A 20,254-nucleotide genomic window follows, 5' to 3' on the forward strand; every position below is an offset into this window, starting at 1 on the left:
CGTAAAATGGGCCGCTCATCGATCACCACGGAGCGCACGGCGCGAATGATTCGAGTCCTGATAGCCGACGACCACGCGATCGTGCGCAGCGGTTTTCGCCAGTTCGTGGCGGACGAGCCGGACATGGAAGTGGCGGGCGAAGCATCTACCGGCGATGAAACCATCGCCTTGGTGCGCGCGCAGGCGTTCGATGTCGTATTGCTCGACATCGCCATGCCGGACAAAAACGGCGTGGACACCTTGCGCGTCATCAAGCAGATCCGGCCGGAGCAGGGCGTGCTGATTTTGTCGGGTTATCCGGAAAGCCAGTACGCGATAAATCTCCTCAAGGCTGGCGCGAACGGTTATCTCAACAAGGACGCCGCGCCCGAGGAAATCGTGCGTGCCATTCGCACGGTGGCGCGCGGGCATCGTTATCTGTCGGAGTTCGTCGCCGATGCGCTCGCCGACAAGCTGGACAAGCCCGCGGCGGAACGTCCGCACGAAATGCTGTCCGAGCGCGAGTTTCAGATTTTCTGCAAGCTCGCGGGCGGGCAGATTCCGACGGAAATCGCGGACGAATTGCATTTGTCGGTGAAGACGGTCAGTACGTATCGCGCGCGCGTGCTGGAAAAAATGCGCTTGTCGAACAACGCCGACCTCACGTATTACGCGATCAAGAACGGGTTGATCGAATGAATCGGGCAACGCGCGTGGGCAATCACACCATCACCGACGACGGAGCCGCACGCGGCGATACGGGCAGCCAGTCCCGCGCACGCTTGGCCGTCCTGCTGATCGAGGATTCGCCGCTGATCCGCCGCAGTCTTACCGAAGCCATCGATGCGCTGCATCCGTGGCACGTGAGCGCCTGCGCCGATACGCCGGACGATGCCATCGGACATCTCTCGTCGCGCGCGTTCGATGCCGTGATCGTCGATCTGCAACTGCGGCGCGGCTCCGGCATGGAAGTGCTCGCGTGGATGCAGGCGTCGGGCGTGGCGCACAAGGCGTTCGTCGCGGTGCTGACCAATCATGCGCTGTCCACCTATCGCGAACGATGCCGCCAGTACGGCGTCACGCGCTTCTTCGACAAGTCGCTGGAATTCGACCGCGTGCTGGATGCGCTTGAGGATTTCGCGCAGTCCGGTCGTTAGAAAGGTCGCGGTGCGCCGCCTTGGTCGACGGCGCGGCAATGCGTGACCAATCCTGTATCCGCGCGCCATAAATGCAGCCCGAACGCGGGCGGCTCCATCACGAAGGCATCGTTCGAATCGGGCGTGAGCGCGAGCGCGACCTGATGCGCCGTCGATGGCGCGCACCACACGAGCGTGCCGCCAAATCGCGCGCTGATCGCCCGATGCACATGCCCGCAGACGATCCGCTCCACGTTCGGATAACGCCGCACGAGCGCGTCCAGCGCGCGGCTGTCGTCGGGCGCGAGGCGGATGCCATCCATGAAGCCGATTCCGCATGACATCGGCGGATGATGCATGGCGATTATCACGGGCACATCGCGCGCGTCGATCAGCTGCGTTTCCAGCCACGCGAGGCGCGCTGAGCACAAACGTCCGCCGCCCGCGCCGGGATCGAGCGTGTCGAGCGCGATCACGCGCACGCTGGCTACATCGAACGTGTATTGCACGAAATCATCTTTCGCCGGTGCCGCGAGTTCCGCGCGATCGCCGAACACCGCGCGCAGATTCGCACGGTCGTCGTGATTGCCGACGAGCGGCCACCACGGCAATTCGAGCGTGTCGAGCAGCGCACGCAAATGCCGATATTCCTCGATGCCGCCCGCATCCACGAGATCGCCGGTGATGAGCACGGCGTCCGGACGCGGCGTGAAGGCGTTCAGCGCCTCGATTGCGCGGGCGAGGAACGCGGCCGTGTCGACGCAGCCGTAAGCCAGCGTGCCCGGCGGCGTGATGTGCAGGTCGGTGATCTGGGCAAGCAGCATGGACCGTCTCCTTTGTCGTGCCGCTGACGCCTCATTCTTCGTCGGTATTCGGCGTTTTCTCGGCCAGCTTCGCCGGCGTGAGCCACTGGAAGCCCGACATCGTGTTGTCGGTGAACGTGCATTCGGCGGCGAGCGGTGCCTGTACGATCTTCGTGGCGGGCGGCTTCGGCGCGTCGGGATATTCGCCGCGCACGACCACCCGCGAGCCATGATAACTCGCACCCGAACCCGTGATTTTGAGCGGCGCGCTGGCGGCATTGGGGTAGTCGGCGCGCACTCTGTCCCGGCAGGCTTCGACGTTGCGATAGTAGGAAGTGCAGCCTTGCAGCAGCACGAGCGGAACGGAGAGCGAAAGGAGCAGGCGGGAGCAATTGTTCATCGATGGAACCGGTCTGTCGACGCCGTGCGGCATCGAGGGGAAAAAGGATCGCGGTTTTATAACATGCTCTCATGCCTGGGGGCGGCAACATCGCGCCGCTTGTTTCGAAGCGTGAAGCGGTAGCACAATCGCCGGGTGCCGTATCGAGGAGGCGACTGTCATGCAGAAAGAGATCGAAGTGGGCGATTATCTGCTTTCCCTTCATACCGTGCCGCATGCGCCGCCCGTGATGGACGAGGAGGACGCGACGCCGGCGGAGCGCTACGCCATTCGCGTGCGCGTGACGCGGCTCGACAGCCAGCCGCTGCACGGCGCGAAGATCGCGGACGATTCCGGCGAAATGACCGGCGGCCACGGTCCGTTCGAAACCGTCGCCGAGGCGATCGCGCACGGCGAGGCGTGGGGACGGCATTACGTCGCGCGCGTGCTGGGGCATGCGGTGTAGTTTTGTCGCCGTCGCTATGAGGGGAGCGCTTCCCTGCCAATCGAGGGTGATGCCGCGCATCGCGGATGACTAGACTTGGCCTCACCGGCTGCGAGCGAGACATGGACAGCCGGAGCATCCCGACGTGGAGGCCGCCATGATGCCAGTTGCCCTGTATGTCACCCCTCACTACATCGCGTCGGTTCGCCGGGGCCGGATTCGCGAATGCTTCGGCGGGACGGTGCGGTTCATCGGCGTGGATGCACTGCCGTTCGATATCGAGCATCTTTGTCCGCTGGATCGCGAGACGCCGATCGAGGCGCTGTTCGATGCGGTGAAGGATGCGGAGCGGTTGTTGAATGCGGTTTGAGGGGTGATGCGCTGCTCGCGAGGGGCTCTGGTACCGGGGACCGGACTTGAACCGGCAAGCCTTGCGGCGGCGGATTTTAAGTCCTGGTGCACTGTATATACAAACAGTGAACTGGCATGAGTCTTACGGTGAAACAAGGCGTTCCGGTCAGTGAGATACTGTATATAAACACAGTGCCGCGCAGTAAATTGGCAGAAAAATGCACACCCTACGCGAGGGCTTGCACCTGGGCATTGGCGCGTTTCCGAAGTCCCGATCGCATGAGATGCCATCGCGTGACTACTTGAATGCGATGTTAGTCCTTTTGGGGTGGCCAATGGCGCACGAGCCCGAACAAATCTTCGATATTTGCGTCGCCCGACGCATTCCGATGAGAAAGCGACGGTCGACCAGCCGAAAAAGCAGACATTCGTTCGGGTCTTACTAGTTCCTTCTGACGCTAGCACGCGCTACCGGCCGACATTCACGGACGTACGTGCTCCACTGGCGAACGGCAGTGACAACGCGGGCAAGTTGAGGCGGCTGGCATCTCTCAATGCGACTTACGTTATGTGAGGTAGATCACAGATTGACAGACAAACTACCGCATCTCCTCTTCGATCTGCTAGTTTTGAATAAATAAAATGCAGTTCAATCGAGAAGAAAATTAATGTTTGTTCTGGTTAATGGTTGATCGACCGTAGAAGCTTTACGTTCTAATAAGTGGAAACTATAATCGGTGGCCCCATGCGCGCACCAATCTTTCTTTTCTTGTGTCTTTCTATTAGTTGTTTCCCTGCGTGTGGTCTGTTCCAGCAACAAAGGATAGCAAACCCGGTTTTGGTCGAACGTTTCAACGACTCAGATGGATCCACCGCGGCGTTAATCACGACATCGGATCGGCGCGTGGTACTTATAAATGGGAAGACCGGTCGATCCTGTATGGAGCCGCCGCCGGATGCGACAGAAAATGTGAGCGCTAATCTTGGTGCGAGTTTAGCTGCGGCCGCGCCGGCGCCCTCTGGTGTCGATGCTAGCGTTAAGGGGCAAACTGTTTCTCAAGTGGCGTCTGCTTTGGCCCATGTCACTCAACCCGCTCAAGGTATTTTGCTCTATAGAGTTGTGTTGTCGAACTTGTGTAATGAGTACGCCAATGGAGTCATTGACGCTGTGACATACGGCAAGGCTGCGGGACGTATGCTCTTGATTGCGCAACAGCTAACAATGGCGGAGTTAATACTTACCAATGGCAAGGTGGGCCCTGATACGGCAACTGTCCCAGCAACGATTCTGCCGCTGCCCAACATTGCGTCTTCGGAAAATCGTTCAGAGACATCAAAAGCTCAGGACAAAGGCAAGGGTGATGGGGCGAAGACTATCCCCACTCCAACACCAACCCCGGGATCATCAATCGCGACGCCTCCCAGCGCATCCACGAGCGCTGCAACGGTTAATGCCTTAAGTGCTTCAGCTAAACAAAGCCTCATTGAAGCCATCCGCTCCGACCTCAGCAGCCAACTTCAAAAGGGTGCGAATTAACATTGTTCGGCTGTGTATCCTTACTTGGCCTGGCGTAAAGCGCGGGCCGCATCGGCCCAAATGATCAAGCTGCCGGCGAGTGGCAAGTTTGTGCCTTCATGCACCCACGCTTAGCGCGCCATCTCCCGCGTGAGCGTTTCGACACGGGTACCTGCGCTGCGTAATCGCTCGGATCGCCAAGCATCTGTCAGTCGGGTGGACCAACTGTTCCATGATTTGCGCTGATCGTAATTGGGAAAATGCATACAAAGCGTTCGCCGAGCCTTCGTCACGGCTTGAGGCATTGGGCAGCGCTTCGTAGCCCTTGATTGCGTGAGCCGCAGTGTCGCCAATCTGTTCCCACTCAAACTCAGAATGCCACCAAGACGTCACGCGAGCAGCACGCTAATCAGTAACGACGACTTGCGATACGCTACCGCAACCTAAAGCCATTGCGGGCCCTGATACACTGTGTATACGACCAGTATATTTGCATGAGTCACGGTGCATCAAAGTGGCTAAATCCACCGCGAATAGTATATAAATACAGTGCCGCGAAGTAAGTTGGCAGAGACGTGCTCGCCTCCCTCAAGGTTTCGACGCCAGAATCTGGGCGAGTTTCCGCAGCCTGTCGGGGTGGCCTATCTTACAAGGGCCGAATGGTCCAGCGAATCGATCCCGCAGCAGTCACCACGGTTACAATTTGCAGCGGAATGTTGAGTCAGGCACACACACATATGAACCAAGTTAGTGATCTCCGAATCGAGTCACTGGTGTTGAAGGGCGTTGGTGTCTTCGACGACACCAGAATTGACTTCCCAAGCAAGCAGAATGAAAGCGACAAAGCTGAAGTTCATCTTTTTACGGGGCCCAACGGGTGCGGGAAGAGCACGCTTCTATACGCACTGGCCGGAATATTTGATGGGATGCATGGCGCCGGGCTGGTACGGCGGCGCTATTTATCGACGGCGAGTACCGTTTCCTATAAGTCCAGTAGGTCCTACGGACAATATGGCGCTCAACGACCGAACGCGGGCGATAAGGCAGACCAGCAGAATACATTTCTTTCTGAGTTTGGCCCCGTCACTTTATGGTACAACGACGTGTCGCAAGGGATTTATGGCGCTATTGATCGAGCCGATTTCCCTGCTAATAACGAGATAACAAATATTCCTAGCTACAAGCAATTGCATACGGGATATAACCACGTGACCGGCCTGTCTGCTGCCACGTTCCCATTTGCAGCTTTCGCGTATTCGGGCCAAAGGACTCTGACGCAAGTTTCTATCGGAGCTATCTCAGAAGTCAATATCGCGCCTTTAGAGAGCGCCTTGTCGTTTGATTTCACCGCACGACCTGAGATTATGGTGCAGTGGATCGCGAATAATCGTGCAATGGCGGCAATGGCAAGGGCGGAAGGTGAGGAAAGCGCAGCTGCTGCTTATGATTTGGTACTGATGCGCATTACCGATGCGGTTCGCGATATATGTGATCTCGACCTTCGATTCAGAGTGACTCGATCACCATTGGCAGTTGCGGTAGTTGTTGGCGACGTGCGGACCCCTTTTGACGCTTTGCCGGATGGACTAAAATCCGTCGTTTCATGGATTGCTGACCTGACGATCAGGCTAGAGGCGATTCCTTGGGAAGATAGGAGCATCGATATCTTTTCCCAGCGCATTTTTCTGTTCCTCGACGAGATAGACGTTCATTTACATCCTCGTTGGCAGCGCCGCATATTGCCTGCTGTTCAACAACTTCTTCCGAACGCACAAATATTCGTATCAACGCATTCGCCTTTCGTTGTGGGTTCGGTTGACGAGGCTTGGATATATCGGTTGCCAGAACGCGGCAAGCAGCGAGAAAGGGTGATTAGGCCGCTGCCTTCAGGAGCTGGTAAGAGTTATCGGTTGATTCTTGACGAGATCTTCGGCATCGAGCAGGAGTTTGATGTCGAGACCGAGAGAATGTTCGATGAGTTTTACGCCGAGCGCGGGCAATTCCTCCGACAACCTACTAATCCCGACCAACTTCTTGCTGCCGCCACGCGGCTCGCCGAGCGTAGCGAGGAGGCAAGAACGATCGTCGAGACGGAGTTACGCCAGATTTCTCGCCGTAGCGGGATGGAGGTACGGCTTGCGTAGGATTGAAAGACATGATGAGCCTGCATGCTTAAGGGCCAATGCTCACGTTTGGAATGAAGACTTTGCTACCCGTCGTCGCGATGATCCTAACGCGAGATTTAGTTGGCGTAGCCCTCATTGTTATCGCCATATTCGGGATGCGCTCCTTCGGATGACGGCGGACCATTGCGCATTCTGCGACGGGCCGCTCAAAGTCGAAAGCCGGGCAACTATTGAACATTTCCGACCCAAGTCGGCATTTGCTCAGTTCGCATTCACTTGGACTAACCTGTTTCCTTGCTGTGACATGTGCCAATCAGAAAAGCGTGAAAGCTTCGACGAGCGGCTGCTCAAGCCGGATGAGGATGATTATTCGTTCGGACGCTACTTCGTTGCAAACTATAGGACGGGTGACATTGAGGCTCTGCCTAACGCCCCAGTTGAAGAGCAGGCCAGAGCGATCGAAACCATACGCATGTACGGGCTTAATTCTCCAGAGCGTCGAAAGAAAAGAAAGCGAGAGTGGGAGTTCTATTTGAGAGAGAAAGATGAGCCAGAGTCGGACGTGCTAATTGACGATTATCACTACCGGTTCTTTCTAGAGGGATGATGCCGGACTGAAACTTGATTGATAATCCGTGGGCATAGAGCGCCGCCGCGGCCAGAAGTTGGCTTGCTTGAAGCAGCCTGAGGAATCATCGGTCCGGAATACAGGCTTTTTTCTCGTGATCATATGAAGCCAAGGCAAGTTGCAAAAGCCTGATGTCGATCGGTAACCAGAGCTGATCGCTCGCTTGAAGCCGGTGCGTGTGCCGCGCATACTTCAGTTCATTCTCGACGCCGACGAGGTCCGGCGACTGATCGCGGAAACCGTTTATTTGAAACATCAAACGGCGTTGTCGCTAGCTTACAGCACAGGGTTGCGTGCCGGCGCGGTGGTCGCTCAGAGGGGACGACGTCGATAGCCAGCGCGCGATGCTGCGCCTCAAACGGGCCAAAGGTTACAAAGATCGCTATGCGATGCTCTCGCCGGTGCTGCTCAAGCGCTTGCGTCTGTGGTGCTCGTGGCGCGCACTCGAGGCAAGATGCCTGATGGTAGCTCGTGATTTCCGGGATTGGATCCTTGCGACCCGCTGACTTCACGGCAACTGAATCGCGCAATTTGCGCTGCGGCCGAAGCCGCATCCGAGCAGAACTCCTTGGTTTCTATCTAGTAATCGGCATCTACGCTGCCTCAAGCACGATTGGTTCGACATCGGGCCGAAGCCGGCTGGGAAATGAAGATACCTCGGCGAGTGAATAGTTTTGTTAGCTACTTGTTCCTGTCGCTCTGAGAATGCAAGTAGCAGAGTAGAATGCCTTACTATCAAGGCGTGTTGAAGTTAGCTCGGGCTTTCCACCATTTAACCGTTGAGCGCAAACAAGATGTTAGATTCCGCAACGTTAGCAACTCTCGTTTCCACTACTGTAACAACACTTACTCCGTTGCTGAAGTTAGCGGCTGATGCTGGTGTGCAAGAGGTTGGGAAGCTTTCTGCTGGCGCTCTGTTTGAGCGGCTGAAAAGTCGGTTTTTAGGACCAGGCGTTGCCGGTGCGTTGGTTGATCTCCAAAGTGAGCCCGATGATCCGGATACTCAAGCCGCGCTAAGGCACCAACTCAAGAAAACAGTTGAAGCAGACGAGACTTCAGCAGACTTCCTTAAATCTTGGATTCTGGATGCACGAGAGGTGTGTAATGCCGGTCAGGTTGCGAGCGTTGCGGGCAACGCTAATAAGGTTGCTCAGATCGGCTCTGGCTCGAACAACAGCGTCAACCAATAGGCAGTGCACGGCTCAGGCGTCACATGTAACTGGCGATAAAAATATCGTCGTGCAAATTAATGGGAACAATAACACGGTTAATATTGGACGCGCATATATTCGTCTCACACGCTTCTTAACGCAAGTTTCGAACCTCGACCTCGAGCGACTAAATCCTTTCGCGCGCTTCACGTCTATGACTGGAAGGCAAACAGAGTTAGCCGACTTGCAGTCGTTCCTTCGCAGTCCACGATTGATAGCTGCTCGTGTGCTTGTAGGCGGCGCTGGCGTTGGTAAAACTCGACTGGCATTGGAGCTATGCGATCGTGCCACCGCAGACGGGTGGGACGCGGGTTTCGTTACCGGAGTCGAGCTGCAACGCTTTATTGGCCAGACCAACGTAGGCGATTGGGGTTGGGGACGGCCCTGCCTTATCGCCGTGGACAATGCGTCGTCCTACGCACGCCTCCTCCGTGATTGGTTTGACGAGCTGACGAATTGGAGTGAACCGCCCGCCTATCCATTGAGATTCATACTCATTGACCGACATGCCGACACAGACCAAGGTTGGTGGCATACCATATTCGCCTGCGACGCGTGGGAGTCATTTGGCAGATCAAAATTCCCAGATCCCGTAGAGCCAGTCGAAATCTTCGCATTAGCAACGATCGCCGATCGTGTTCAATTGGTGCGGCAGGTCGTGGCGAAAATCGATTCGGTTTTAAATTTAGATGACGAACCCTCCCGCGACGTTCTTTCTTTGAAGTTGGCGCAGCAGAGTTGGGCAGGAGATCCCCTATTCTTAATGATGGCCGCCACGTACATGTGTAAGGTCGGCCATGCAAACGTTCTTTCGTTAGGGCCCACTGACCTGGCGAAAGAGCTGGCCGAAATCGAGTGCGGCAGGCTTTCGCGATTGGCAGACGCGTCCCATCATTGTGTAAACAAACGGTTGGCTGTGCACCTCGCAGCATGCATCACACTCGCGCAAGGCGTGCAGCGCACCACTCTCGAAGCCTTCGCAAATCAGGAAGTATTGGCTATCGGCCGGTCTGACGGCTTAAGTGCTGCTTCATTAATGGATTTCGCCCAGGAGGGACTGGGTGGGGGTGACAATATCCTTCCGGTGCAGCCGGATATGATCGGCGAGGCCTTGATACTAAAGGCAATGAGGGGCGAATTAGGAACGCTAACTGTCATCCGTTGCTTTGCAGAATTTGGCATGAAAGTCGCTGAGGTAGCCATTCGGTGCGCACAAGATTTTGGTAGTAGCTGTTCAGATCCTATCGTTTGGTTGACGCGAATCGTTGATGTGGTCGGCAGCAATGAAGACCAGCTTAGATCCTTGTCAGAGCTTATCCCAAGCGACAGTTTAATTTTGCGAGACGTGAATTTAACGATCTCCCGTCGCTTGTATTCGTTGACCTCGGTCAACGCTACCTTTCAACCTTTTCAGCATGCTAGCGCCGCGCTTCGCCTCGCCAGTGTGCTCGGGTTTGCGGGAAAGCACAAAGAAGCGCGGGGTGCTGCACAGGAAGCCACAGGCTATTTTGAGGCTATATCAAAGCGCACAGGCGGCGTCATCATCCCTGATCATGCCCTCGCATACAATGAGCTATCGATTCAGCATGCGGCCATCGGCGAATACGGAACAGCCCTTCGGGCAGGCATACGCGCAGTACGCTTATTCAAAGTCCTATCTAAACAAAATCCAGATGAATTCTCTTCTAAGCTGGCGGGGTCGCTCTCAAATCTGGCTAACCTCATGAGCGACGTTGGCAGGCACGATTCCGCTTTGCGGTTAATGCGAAAATCTGTTGCCCTCTATATGGTTGCAGTTGCAAAGAGTTTGACCTTGCGACCGGAACTTGCGCTGGCTTTATGTAATTTATCGAACAAGCTGGAAGAAAATGAGCTGATTTCAGAATCGTTAGGACCCGGTGAAAAGGGGTTATCAATCTACAGAGAACTTGCTGCGGAGCGGCCAGATATATTCGAGCCCCGTGTTGCAATGGCCCTAACGAATCTTTCTAACAAGTTGTGCAAAAACAATCATTTGGAGCGCGCTATACGCGATGCCAGTGACGCCGTGCTCAGATTTAGGCGCTTGGCACAACAACATCCGAATCGGTTTACCGTAGACCTTGCTCTCTCGCTTATTAATTTGACGAACGCACTTGCTCTTGACGATCGGCGAGACGTTGCGCTTGAGAGTGCTGCGGAGGCTTTGGAGTTGTGTCAGCGGCTACGTCAGGAAGATAGGTCAATCGATCGCTTACTCGTCTCAGCACTCATGCTTAATGTGGAGCTTTTAATTCGCGATGGGCACACGCATCTTGCTCTACCGATGGTGCGGGATGCTCTTTCTATTCTCGGTAGTCTCACTGCCAGGTTCCCGCAAGCTTATATGCATATGTACGAACACGCTTCATCTCTATTAACAGCTCTTGGATCGGAGTCGGGATCTTGAGTATTATTTGTTACCTTGTTTTCTAGTGGGTCCTGCGTGAACATTGGTTCGAATCCGACCAAGCCATTTACAGCAAGCCAAATCGCAGGGCGAAGCATGCTTTTTTAACATTCGGATGCGAAACCCAGAAAATATTTCGGAGAGAATGATACTTAATAAAAACCTGTTCCCGGTAATTGGACGTGGGAAGGGCTCAACTCGCTACACCGTATTGCATTAATGTGAGTTATCGCCAAAATAGCCGTTTCAATATGAACCTTCTCATCGAAATTAAATCATTTTAGGTGTTTGCAAATCGAAGGAAGTTTGTTTAGAAGTAGTACGTGAAGCACTTCTGCAAGATGCGACTTCTTGGTGCGGCGATGCATCCACCAGTCGGGTGGGGCGCTATCCTCGTGCTGAGGGCGATCCTCCGATAACATCTGGCTTCAGTGCGGGTCCTGACATCGTCGCAGTACAAAATTTTCGGTCGAGTATGAGATAGTCTCAAAGGATTTTTGTTAGGCTCGCTCGTCTAGGATTGATTCGATCGCACTGATGTGTGGACGCCACATCAAGCGCAGACGATATTTAGTGGTCGGGAACGATATTGCAGAGGGTGAAAGGCTCCGTCGGCACGTAAGTTTATTAACAGCTCATCGCCAGCCTGGGTATCGAGTCCAAAGTGACACATCAATCTCTAACCCTCCGTCCTCGGTCGCCATGCTCGTGGTTAGACACGGACCGAGGCTAGCAAATACAGCATCTTATTTTGAAGATCCTATTCGTTCTATAGCGCTCGCGAGCTTTTCGGTGACTAAGTGGCTGTAACGTTTGGTGGAAACTACCGATAAGTGCCCGAGCACACTACCGACGGTGAAGAGATCGACTCCGGCGTTGATCATTTCTGAAGCCGCCGCGTGCCGCAAGTCGTGGAAGTTTGTGTTGGGGAATCCAGCAGCGGCGCGCGCTGATTCGAAATGGTTGCCGAACACGTTCGCGCTGATCGTGAATCGAACGTGGCGTGCGAGCACAGCGATGCGCGGATGGATTGGAATAATCCTGGGCATGCCGTTCTTCGTGTCACTTAGCGCAAAGCCTTTCTTCGTCACCTTCGCACGCAGAATCTCTGACTTGCGCATGCCCGAGTAAAACGCGATGCGAATCGCGGCACGTACCTCGCGGTGCCTGCATGCTCGTGCAATCAGAAGCATCTCCCGGCGTTGCGGATAATGATGACGCTCGTTGCTCACCGACGGCATGACCATACGTGCCGTCTGATCTTCCGCGAGCATGCCAACTTTGTGAGCGTACTTGATGGCCGCGCGCAGGTAAGCCAGCACGTTCTTGATCGATGCATCGGTCAGCGGCCGCTTCGTCATGCCATGATGATCTTTCGTAGCGCGCATGAAGGTCGCGATTCGGATGGACCAATCATGTAGATCGAGCGCGTCTTGCTCTGCATATTCGGCGCTCCATTTCTGAAGGATGCGGATCCGCTTCTCGGCATCCTTCCAGCGATCTTTCTTATCAGCGACGTGTTTGTGCACGCACTCACCAATCGTCACCGTCGGGCGACGCTCTCCGTTCGCGATCGCGTAGATTTCCGCTTCCCATCGTCTTGCGAGGCCGTCCGCTTCTGCGGAAGAAACTCCACGAGGGAGAAGCTTTGTTTGACGGATACGTTCGCCTTTAATGATCCGGTTGAATGTCCACCGGTAGCGCTTGCGTCCGTTCTTTGTAAGGGTTTCGATTGGCATGATTCGAGATAGACGTATAGCGATTGCAGGTCGTAGACGTGCGTCTTGCGCGTGAGCTTGAAGCGTTGAATGAGATGACCTTGAACATCCAGCCGGCTGATCAGGTGCGCGGGTACGCCGAGGATGTCAGCGGCCTCTTTGGCAGTCACTCGTTTTCCGGACGCGATGTTCACGGTTCGATCTCCAGATTGGTTTGAGGCTTGTGCAGGCCACTTGAATGTGTCGCATACTCACGATCTAGTTAGAAAATTGAGGTGTGGTCATGGTTGCTCCGAACAGACGTTGTCTAATTAAGCGGCATGAAGTAATTATTCAACTTGTGACCGGCCAGAAGAGGGCGATGCTATCGATCAATCGCCCAGACGGTTCAGCGGGCGATCCGTCATTTATCGACTTGACGTCGTTTCTCGGTAGCGGGATGTCGGAAGGGCAGGCGCTCGATGCAGCTCTTGAGATTGTCGCCGCGGCGGTCAGTTCGACCTTGGTAAGCAACGGCTAGTCGAGAACGCACTCGCAGCCACTCTCAGCGATGTCCATGCCTTCGCACCAGCACTAATCAATTGCCTCCCGCCGGACAGATCCACTTCGGATCCGTTGCAAACATTGGGTGCTGCGCCTTCGCTTTCCCCGAATCAATCTTCGCCTTGAGCAGCTGCGCGGCATCGCACAGCCGGTTATATGCTTCAACCGTTCCCATCTGCGTTTCGAGGTCGCGCACGGTGCCAAGCAAGCTCCACTCGGACGGGCGCAAGATTCGCTTTGGCGCTGGCCGGGCGGTCTTGACAGGTGCCGGCATCTGTCGGACGTTGCTCAAGACTCCTCCGGGTTTCTTGCGGCACTTTCACGCTTCAGCGAGCGGATCGCTCTGGTTGCTTCTTTCACGCGCTCATCGTTGCTGTCATGGCAGTAGCTCTCGATAGTTTGCGCCGCACGTTCGAGCGTCTCGCGTTCGATTGCGCGTGCCAAGATGATTTCATATTCACTACCTTTGTTCTTGCTCCAGCACTCGTTCGCCAACGTCGTAATCTCGTCATCGGTCATCGTTCTCTCCATCGCGCGCTTTTCGACCTTAGCATTAGGGCCGCGCGCACCTTCAAGTTCTAGAAATATGCGCCGATAAGACATGCATGGAAAATCCTGAATTCGATCCGGCGATCAATCCGGAACTGTCAAAGGCGATCGGCACGTACCTGGCACCGTCGAAAGCCATTCTCGGAACGCGAAACGCTATTCGAAAAGCGCGCGGCGAACCTCCGTTCACAGACGACATCAGCGCGTTCGCCGACTGGTGCGAAGCGGGTGAGCCTGAGGATCCAGCAATGGAGCCCATACTCAAGCGCCTGATGCGGGACGGCTATACGAGCTGACCGACTCCAGCTACCCCACAATCGCGTTGAAGTACATCAAACTACATCTCCTATTACGTCGGTGGCCGCCATGGCGACTACCGCGCTGAACCACTGGCGCGCGAGGTTCGCAGGCAATCGCAAGGGCGTGTGGAAAGCTACGCGAATTTGACGCACGCAACGCGCGTTGCAAATTCAAAGACTGTGTCTGCTGCATCATGCTTAACCGGACGGCGTTGCATATTGCCGCTGGTCTCGAACTCGTACATGGATTCGTCAACTCGAGAACGAACGTACCGCTAACACACATTGTGGTGCTATGAGAATTCAATCTGAATTCAACTTCAATGCCATGCTCGCGTGCCCCGCTATCGTTCATGCGCAATCTGCCTCGTGTTAGGATCTCGATTCCTATCCGGAGAATGCTATGTCACGCAATCCGATCAGAGTTGGAGATATCGAATTTCAAGTATCGGTTCAGCCGCTGCGCGGCGGTGGCTTTACTTACACGATAATCCAATTGGATCAAAGTGGTTCGGATGTGATCGAAAATCGATACGATAGCGCCCTTCATTTCGAAACAGAGAACGAAGCGTATGACGGTGGCTTTCTTGACGCCCAACGACGAGCAAGCAAGACTGGTGGCTAGACACCCCTAGGCTTTCTCTCTTCGGTGGGCTCAGGCTCTAAGGCGATCGTGCATCCAAAGCGTCGGCGTCAATCCTGATTCGGGCGCCTACACTTTGATGAAGCGATGCTGATCGTCGAGCGTGTAGAGCGCGTACGGATCGAGACCATCTTCACCGGTGTAGCCGGTCTTCATCCGGTATCGCTGCTCAAAAAAGTCCCAGTACCAGAGGCTGATCTGGCCTTTCACGCCCGCGCTTACTCTTCCTTGGAAGCCCGCGATGGCGGTTCCGTGGTCTTCAGCTGTTGCGACTCCACCATTTCCCGTGATAGCTGTCCCACGGCGGCCTGCTGCGGAAATGCCGCGAAAACCGGTGGTCGCCGTTCCTCGTGCGCCTGCCGTGGCGATACCGCGATATCCGGCAACGGCTACACCATCACTTCCGGCCGACGCTTCGCCGAGTGCCCCGACTATTACTGATTCTCCGTCACCGACAGCGCGATGTTCGCCAATCACGGGATGCTCGCGAGCACGTGGCTCATGCGTAACGAGAAAATCAGCGGCCGCCCTGCTTGTGCCAATAAATCGCACCTTGCCGCTCGGGAATTTGCAGATGCCATCGAAATTGACGATTTCATGGGTATTGCTCTCGACGACGAGCCACTTCGCGTCTGTTTCGATATAGCCACCGATTGCATGGTCGCCGTGGCCGTAAAGCCAACCACGTAGGCCGCCGAAGCGGTGCCTTGGCTCCCAGCAGGACGCTTCCGCGAGCTCGCCCACGCGCGGCCACTTGTACCCATCGTTGGTTGACATGTCGGCGCGACACGTGCAAAGCACGAGCGATTTGTCCGGAGGAACGTGGTTTGGCGGATCGTCCTTAAATGGGAAACCAAGGCAAACACCGGCTGTAGGAAAGTGGAGATGGGAAAAGATCGTTTCAATCAATAAAGTCTCTGAGTTGAGTCGAGGGATTGGAGTTGAACACTGAGGCATAGGGGAAAGCGTTAAAATCACGATTTTTAAAAGTTAGGAAAGCGTATCATTTTGATAACGCTGCGCGCAAAAGAGCAAGTTAGGACGCAATACACAAGCGGGTATAGGCGCCGTGCGCTGCCTACCAGACAGATGCACCAGCGAGCCTGTATCAGAACGCGCATACGCCAGGACTACTAATTTTGGCGGGAGCTGCGTTGTCTTATAGGACGGAAGAAATGTCGCAGCTGAGAAACACTGCTGTGTCGCCACCGCCTCGACGGCCTCCTTAACTAACTCGATGTAAGGAGTGTACACAAGTGACGCTTGCTATGCAAGTATTACTTGTGGGAGGACGGTCCTGCGACATGCGTGAGCTTTTGGAGAGCTTGCCGAAGTGTGTTGTTCGAGATACAGCCTAATGCTTGGCTAATCGTTCGCTGGGCCCATTAACCGGGCAGGGACCGGATAACCAACAAGATACATCCAACTGATATCGACCTCTTGTACGAGACGTGTGCCTGACTCGTTATATGATCCGAGTGTAATACCGCCTCTCCGCGAGACAAGCATTCTCAGTAGCGTCTCTCCAGTAGTCATCCGCACCAAGACATCATCCTCAATATCCGGCGAACTTCCTGGTAAAACAAGGGCAAATTCGCCAGGCTTATAACGCGGATACATCGCTGTATCAATGACTGGCGTCATGAATGCTCTGGCATCTGTCGTCGCAAGGACCGCGAATTTGTCTGTAGCTCCCACTAACTCATTCCCATCTGTCCAAAGTCTTTCAGGCATTCCTTCCCGTGGCCGTTGAGCGACGAACACGGGACGAAATTCGAATATATCAGACGAATAATGCTCACTTAATGAGACATATCCTGTCTCACTTGTGTGCTTGTTTGCACCATCTTCATCAAGACTTCCAGAAGGCGGGGGGGTCCCAAAGAGGAGGTACTCAGCGGTAGTGTTCAATGCCCTTGCTAACGCTTCAAGGCGTGTCGTTTTGGGCGCGGTCTTTCCGTTTTCCCACTGCTGGATGGTCTGGTAGGTCACTCCTAGCGTCTCGCCAAGCGCTTCTTGAGAAAGCTGCTGGGCGATTCGCCGCTCTCGGATTCGATCATGAATGTTCATGCGCGCGATATTAGTCGCAAGTTTCCCTTGTGAAAACACAAGCTTCGCTTGTAATGCAAGCGTAACTTGCATAAACTGGCGATCATGAGCAACTTCACGAAACCTACTAACGAAGCTATTGACCGAGCTATCGCGCACTTTGGATCTCTTTCTGCGATGGCGAGAGCCCTTGGGCTATCCGGATATCAGGTTGTCCAAGCTTGGCGTCGACGTGGACAAGTACCAGCTGAGCATTGTGCCGCCATCGAGAACCTTACTGGCGTAATTAGTGAGCGCCTCAACGATGAGATCGACTGGGCGTTCTACAGAAGTTCTGCTCAGGATAGGAAACGAAATGCTCCTGCCGTCGAGGATTGAAAGGGAAATGATCATCCGCTTAACAACACTTTAAAACGGTATTTAGCTATGACGCTTCTAGACGCGGATTGACGTCGATGGGCGACCCGAATCTGAGCCAGATCTCTTCGCTCACGGAATGGAGCTCGCCGGATGAACGCTTCAACAGTAACAATTGAAGCGACGCGCAGCGAGAGCGTCTGCAAGGGACGCGTTGTCATCGACGATCAGGCTGTCCCCGGTTCGATCCGCAGAACGTCGCTGTCAGTCGATGAACAACCGGTTGTGGCTCTTGAGCCAAAACTCGTCCAGAACATCAAGGTTGAGAACGCAGCGATTGTGGTGGACGACGTGGTGATAACGGAAGGTGTTGAGCAGGCAATCTGGAGGACGCTCAGCGCGACGTGGTGTCGGGGCGAATGTCACCCGGTTGCATTCCGACGCGCTGAGCATTCGCTGATGGGAATTAGATCCGGATGATCATAGTGCCTCTTGAAGCGATTTGAAAAGTTTTGCCCGCGACATGTCGCACCTCGTCGCCCTCGATAAGACGGAACTTTTTCGGACCTTGTTGATTGAGCCTAGGTGAGAACGATGGCACGGGCGCAGCGTCTTGCGTTACGACAACTCGATAGAAGTTTCCAGCAGCGTCTTTTGCGTCAAAAATTTCTATAAACATGGCAGTCAGATGATTAAGTTTGATGCGCTCCGAAAGGCTTGCAGCGCAAGGCCTATGGCTGTAGGCCCAGATTGGAACTTACCGGCTGATTCTTAACGACAGGCGCGATTGCTTAAGGAAAGCGGAGCAGATGGGATGTGTCTTTAGAGATCCAAGAACGAATGGGGCGGAAGCGAGGGACACGACGCTCCAAAGCGCTTCAATCCACGGCACGCTGGAGTTTTGACCTGTTTTTATCGACGGCGGTGATCCGGATGCGGTTCTTGCTCTGAGGCCGTTAGGAAAGAACAGACGTTAAGCGTCGTGGTCGCGGCTTCCGCGATCTCAAAGATTTGTGAAATTATCTTGGGAGGACAGATGCTCAGTTTTGAACATCAGCAAATGCTTCGACAAGCGACCAGCAGAACCCTGGACGCGATTGTGGAGCGAATCAAGTATGAAGTGCCGAAGCACTTTCACGTCGAGCGCGGGCCAGGCGAGACGCTATCAGAGCGGCGCTTCGCCTACGAACCGGCAACACCGCTGCCAATGACGGGCTTCATTGTGGATCGACGGGACGCGGCAGCGGCGATCTTGCGGGCTGGTCGAAAGGAAGCTTGATTCTTTCCTCCGGCCCGCGCTCGGCTTAGATGCGCAGGATGATCGTTAGCAGGGATGGACCCGAGACCATGTGCTCGGGTGATTTACCACGTCATTAGTTGTACTACGGGATGCAGAGGGTCGTATGAACGATGAGGAAGTGGTTCAGCGTGTTGATGTTGACCGACCGACGCACGTCGATGATCTGGTCGTCATCAAGGCTGATGAGGGCACTTCAGACAGAAGGAAGTGCATTTCCTGCGGCGCAGTACAAAGGGACGACGGTTCTCTGCCCTGCGGCCACTGAAAAAACGGGGATGACCGATGGCTAAAAATTCCGTGGACGCCTACGGGGCGTCAGGCAAGACGAACCTGCTTTTTTTCGATCCCGGACAACTGGTGCTCGTGACAGATGTTGCTTCGCCGCTGTACGACCCGCGTGTTGACTTGCCAGTGAATGAGGATCTCGCTCGAAACATCGATTTCCACGGCGTGTTGCAGCCGATTTCAGTCGTCAAAAACACGGAGACGGGCGAGACAGAAGTCGCGGTCGGTCGACAACGTGTCAAAGCGGCGCGGCTCGCGAACGAATGGCGGCGCGCACGCGGCGAACAAACAATTCAGGTGCCCGGTCAGGTCTATCGGGGGGATAGGCGCACTGTGCTGACCGCGATCATCAGCGAGAACGAGCTGCGGGAGCCGGATACACCGCTTGGTCGCGCTGAGAAGATGCGCCGCGTAATGGCATTCGGCTACGGCGAGAACGAGCTGGCGACGATCTTTGGCTGTTCGACAGCGACGGCGCGCGCCACGCTCGCATTGCTCGATTGCTGCGCTGATGTCCGCAAAGCGGTCGAAAACGCACGCATTAACGTCACTCACGCCCGGCAGCTTTCCAAGCTTCCGCCGGCGCAGCAGCGCGAGAAGGTCCGGGAGCTAGTTGCCGTGGGCGCGAACGTCGCCGGTCATGCACGCGCTCGAGCTCAGCGCGAGGCGCTCAGCGAACGCACGTCCAGGATGCGAAGCCGCAAGCAGATCGCGCACGAGCTGGAGTCGTCGTCCGGTGAGCGCGCGGAAGCGTTGCGCTGGGTCCTTAACCTCGAACAGAAGTGTGGCGGGTGACAGCATCAAGTCATTGCCCGCTTTCCGTGGGGCGGTCAAGAGCAGAAGTGACATCTTCGCACCGCGGTGCGCAACTGCACTGAACTTCCAACGGCAATCTGATGAGCAACCAAATAAATGCATGAGCACAAAAGCGATGCCTCGGTTCCAGATAAGCGGACTGCCGGCAAATGGATGCCGCGACAGCTCGTTGAGCATGCCACGCGCCAAGTGGAGGCGTAAGTGAAGCGCGCCATCCGACGTCAAACCCTAGCCGAGCTGCGTATCTCCGGCCTCATCGTGCACGCGCGCTGCTGCGCAAATGGCGCTGTCAAGTACGTTGAATTTCAAGTATGCGCGGACCGCAGTCAGGAACTCGGTATTGACTTTCTTGCTGTCAAGGCAGTCGTCCGCGTCTGTGGTGAAAAAGGGCATCTCGACGTTCATGCAGCGTGCTTTTCAAGCGGCTTGATTTCAGGCCTTGGTAGTTGCTCCGCTTGCCACAAGTCCCATTGCGCCTGCATGCCGATCCAAAGATCGGGCGAGGTGCCAAGCCATGCAGATAAGCGCAGCGCGATGTTTGCCGTTGCGCTCGCCTTGCCGTTCAGCAATTTGGAAAGCGTAACCCGATTAATTTTCAGAGCATCCGCGGCTTCGGCGATGGTCATCTCTTCTGGAATCCATTCCCGTAGCACTTCGCCGGGATGCGCTGGATTGTGCATTCTGCTCATGTCT

Annotated in this window: 25 protein-coding genes; 16 read left to right on the forward strand and 9 right to left on the reverse strand. The window is 55.2% G+C overall.

The window, feature by feature from the left end:
* Positions 1-45 precede the first annotated feature (45 nt).
* Together ACZCWR_RS08220 and ACZCWR_RS08225 are read left to right on the forward strand one after the other, a co-directional pair.
* Positions 46-678 carry a response regulator gene (locus ACZCWR_RS08220; protein WP_487300284.1) on the forward strand — a complete coding sequence of 211 codons (633 nt, stop codon included), beginning with the start codon at positions 46-48 and terminating at the stop codon, positions 676-678.
* Positions 675-1,136, forward strand: coding sequence for a response regulator (locus tag ACZCWR_RS08225; RefSeq protein WP_487300285.1), 462 nt, complete (start codon positions 675-677; stop codon positions 1,134-1,136). The genes ACZCWR_RS08220 and ACZCWR_RS08225 overlap by 4 nt, the downstream gene beginning before the upstream one ends.
* Here ACZCWR_RS08225 and ACZCWR_RS08230 read toward each other — a convergent pair.
* Both ACZCWR_RS08230 and ACZCWR_RS08235 read right to left on the reverse strand, forming a co-directional pair.
* Positions 1,133-1,939, reverse strand: coding sequence for a phosphodiesterase (locus tag ACZCWR_RS08230; protein ID WP_487300286.1), 807 nt, complete (start codon positions 1,937-1,939; stop codon positions 1,133-1,135). The two genes, ACZCWR_RS08225 and ACZCWR_RS08230, sit on opposite strands and share 4 nt — an antisense overlap.
* A 31-nt stretch (positions 1,940-1,970) precedes the next feature.
* A complete protein-coding gene (locus ACZCWR_RS08235) occupies positions 1,971-2,318 on the reverse strand; it encodes a hypothetical protein (protein WP_487300287.1) in 348 nt (115 codons plus the stop codon).
* A 160-nt stretch (positions 2,319-2,478) separates the two neighbouring features.
* On the opposite strand from ACZCWR_RS08235, the gene ACZCWR_RS08240 reads away from it, so the two are divergent.
* From ACZCWR_RS08240 to ACZCWR_RS08270, 7 genes are all read left to right on the forward strand, one after another.
* Positions 2,479-2,763 carry a hypothetical protein gene (locus ACZCWR_RS08240; RefSeq protein ID WP_487300288.1) on the forward strand — a complete coding sequence of 95 codons (285 nt, stop codon included), beginning with the start codon at positions 2,479-2,481 and terminating at the stop codon, positions 2,761-2,763.
* A gap of 136 nt (positions 2,764-2,899) precedes the next feature.
* Positions 2,900-3,112 (forward strand): hypothetical protein, encoded by a 213-nt coding sequence (locus ACZCWR_RS08245; protein WP_487300289.1) that lies wholly within the window; start codon positions 2,900-2,902, stop codon positions 3,110-3,112.
* A gap of 726 nt (positions 3,113-3,838) precedes the next feature.
* The gene (locus ACZCWR_RS08250) at positions 3,839-4,630 is read left to right on the forward strand and encodes a hypothetical protein (RefSeq protein WP_487300290.1); all 792 of its coding nucleotides are present in this window, start codon (positions 3,839-3,841) and stop codon (positions 4,628-4,630) included.
* A gap of 716 nt (positions 4,631-5,346) precedes the next feature.
* Positions 5,347-6,753, forward strand: a complete 1,407-nt coding sequence (locus ACZCWR_RS08255; RefSeq protein WP_487300291.1) for an AAA family ATPase — start codon at positions 5,347-5,349, stop codon at positions 6,751-6,753.
* A 151-nt stretch (positions 6,754-6,904) separates the two neighbouring features.
* Positions 6,905-7,342: an HNH endonuclease family protein gene (locus ACZCWR_RS08260; protein ID WP_487300292.1), complete on the forward strand. Its 438-nt coding sequence runs from the start codon at positions 6,905-6,907 to the stop codon at positions 7,340-7,342.
* An 800-nt stretch (positions 7,343-8,142) separates the two neighbouring features.
* Complete coding sequence (locus ACZCWR_RS08265) at positions 8,143-8,553, forward strand: hypothetical protein (RefSeq protein WP_487300293.1); 411 nt, start codon at positions 8,143-8,145, stop codon at positions 8,551-8,553.
* Between the two features lie 205 nt (positions 8,554-8,758).
* The gene (locus ACZCWR_RS08270; protein ID WP_487300294.1) at positions 8,759-11,002 is read left to right on the forward strand and encodes a tetratricopeptide repeat protein; all 2,244 of its coding nucleotides are present in this window, start codon (positions 8,759-8,761) and stop codon (positions 11,000-11,002) included.
* Positions 11,003-11,748: 746 nt separating this feature from the next.
* Here ACZCWR_RS08270 and ACZCWR_RS08275 read toward each other — a convergent pair.
* Complete coding sequence (locus ACZCWR_RS08275) at positions 11,749-12,741, reverse strand: tyrosine-type recombinase/integrase (protein ID WP_487300295.1); 993 nt, start codon at positions 12,739-12,741, stop codon at positions 11,749-11,751.
* 262 nt (positions 12,742-13,003) lie between these two features.
* On the opposite strand from ACZCWR_RS08275, the gene ACZCWR_RS08280 reads away from it, so the two are divergent.
* Positions 13,004-13,240 (forward strand): hypothetical protein, encoded by a 237-nt coding sequence (locus ACZCWR_RS08280; protein ID WP_487300296.1) that lies wholly within the window; start codon positions 13,004-13,006, stop codon positions 13,238-13,240.
* Positions 13,241-13,297: 57 nt separating this feature from the next.
* Here the strand turns inward: ACZCWR_RS08280 and ACZCWR_RS08285 are convergent, their stop codons facing one another.
* Together ACZCWR_RS08285 and ACZCWR_RS08290 are read right to left on the reverse strand one after the other, a co-directional pair.
* A complete protein-coding gene (locus ACZCWR_RS08285; protein ID WP_487300297.1) occupies positions 13,298-13,555 on the reverse strand; it encodes a hypothetical protein in 258 nt (85 codons plus the stop codon).
* Complete coding sequence (locus ACZCWR_RS08290; RefSeq protein WP_487300298.1) at positions 13,552-13,782, reverse strand: hypothetical protein; 231 nt, start codon at positions 13,780-13,782, stop codon at positions 13,552-13,554. Before ACZCWR_RS08290 ends, ACZCWR_RS08285 begins: the two co-directional genes overlap by 4 nt.
* An 86-nt stretch (positions 13,783-13,868) precedes the next feature.
* Between ACZCWR_RS08290 and ACZCWR_RS08295 the strand changes: the two genes are divergently transcribed.
* Both ACZCWR_RS08295 and ACZCWR_RS08300 read left to right on the forward strand, forming a co-directional pair.
* On the forward strand, positions 13,869-14,108 hold the full coding sequence (locus tag ACZCWR_RS08295) for a hypothetical protein (RefSeq protein ID WP_487300299.1): 240 nt from the start codon (positions 13,869-13,871) through the stop codon (positions 14,106-14,108).
* A 406-nt stretch (positions 14,109-14,514) separates the two neighbouring features.
* Positions 14,515-14,736: a hypothetical protein gene (locus ACZCWR_RS08300; protein WP_487300300.1), complete on the forward strand. Its 222-nt coding sequence runs from the start codon at positions 14,515-14,517 to the stop codon at positions 14,734-14,736.
* Between the two features lie 87 nt (positions 14,737-14,823).
* Here ACZCWR_RS08300 and ACZCWR_RS08305 read toward each other — a convergent pair whose 3' ends face one another.
* Positions 14,824-15,531, reverse strand: coding sequence for a hypothetical protein (locus ACZCWR_RS08305; protein WP_487300301.1), 708 nt, complete (start codon positions 15,529-15,531; stop codon positions 14,824-14,826).
* A gap of 588 nt (positions 15,532-16,119) precedes the next feature.
* Positions 16,120-16,962 (reverse strand): helix-turn-helix domain-containing protein, encoded by an 843-nt coding sequence (locus ACZCWR_RS08310; RefSeq protein WP_487300302.1) that lies wholly within the window; start codon positions 16,960-16,962, stop codon positions 16,120-16,122.
* An 18-nt stretch (positions 16,963-16,980) separates the two neighbouring features.
* On the opposite strand from ACZCWR_RS08310, the gene ACZCWR_RS08315 reads away from it, so the two are divergent.
* From ACZCWR_RS08315 to ACZCWR_RS08330, 4 genes are all read left to right on the forward strand, one after another.
* Positions 16,981-17,181 carry a YdaS family helix-turn-helix protein gene (locus ACZCWR_RS08315; RefSeq protein ID WP_487300303.1) on the forward strand — a complete coding sequence of 67 codons (201 nt, stop codon included), beginning with the start codon at positions 16,981-16,983 and terminating at the stop codon, positions 17,179-17,181.
* Positions 17,182-17,313: 132 nt separating this feature from the next.
* Positions 17,314-17,640: a hypothetical protein gene (locus ACZCWR_RS08320; protein ID WP_487300304.1), complete on the forward strand. Its 327-nt coding sequence runs from the start codon at positions 17,314-17,316 to the stop codon at positions 17,638-17,640.
* 556 nt (positions 17,641-18,196) lie between these two features.
* Entirely contained in the window at positions 18,197-18,439 is a 243-nt protein-coding gene (locus ACZCWR_RS08325) for a hypothetical protein (protein WP_487300305.1), read from the forward strand.
* Between the two features lie 303 nt (positions 18,440-18,742).
* Positions 18,743-19,540, forward strand: a complete 798-nt coding sequence (locus ACZCWR_RS08330) for a ParB/RepB/Spo0J family partition protein (RefSeq protein WP_487300306.1) — start codon at positions 18,743-18,745, stop codon at positions 19,538-19,540.
* A gap of 249 nt (positions 19,541-19,789) precedes the next feature.
* Here ACZCWR_RS08330 and ACZCWR_RS08335 read toward each other — a convergent pair whose 3' ends face one another.
* Positions 19,790-19,966, reverse strand: coding sequence for a hypothetical protein (locus ACZCWR_RS08335; RefSeq protein ID WP_487300307.1), 177 nt, complete (start codon positions 19,964-19,966; stop codon positions 19,790-19,792).
* Entirely contained in the window at positions 19,963-20,250 is a 288-nt protein-coding gene (locus ACZCWR_RS08340) for a HigA family addiction module antitoxin (RefSeq protein WP_487300308.1), read from the reverse strand. The genes ACZCWR_RS08335 and ACZCWR_RS08340 overlap by 4 nt, the downstream gene beginning before the upstream one ends.
* Between the last annotated feature and the right edge of the window lie 4 nt (positions 20,251-20,254).

The organism is Caballeronia sp. A2-2, assembly GCF_057612605.2.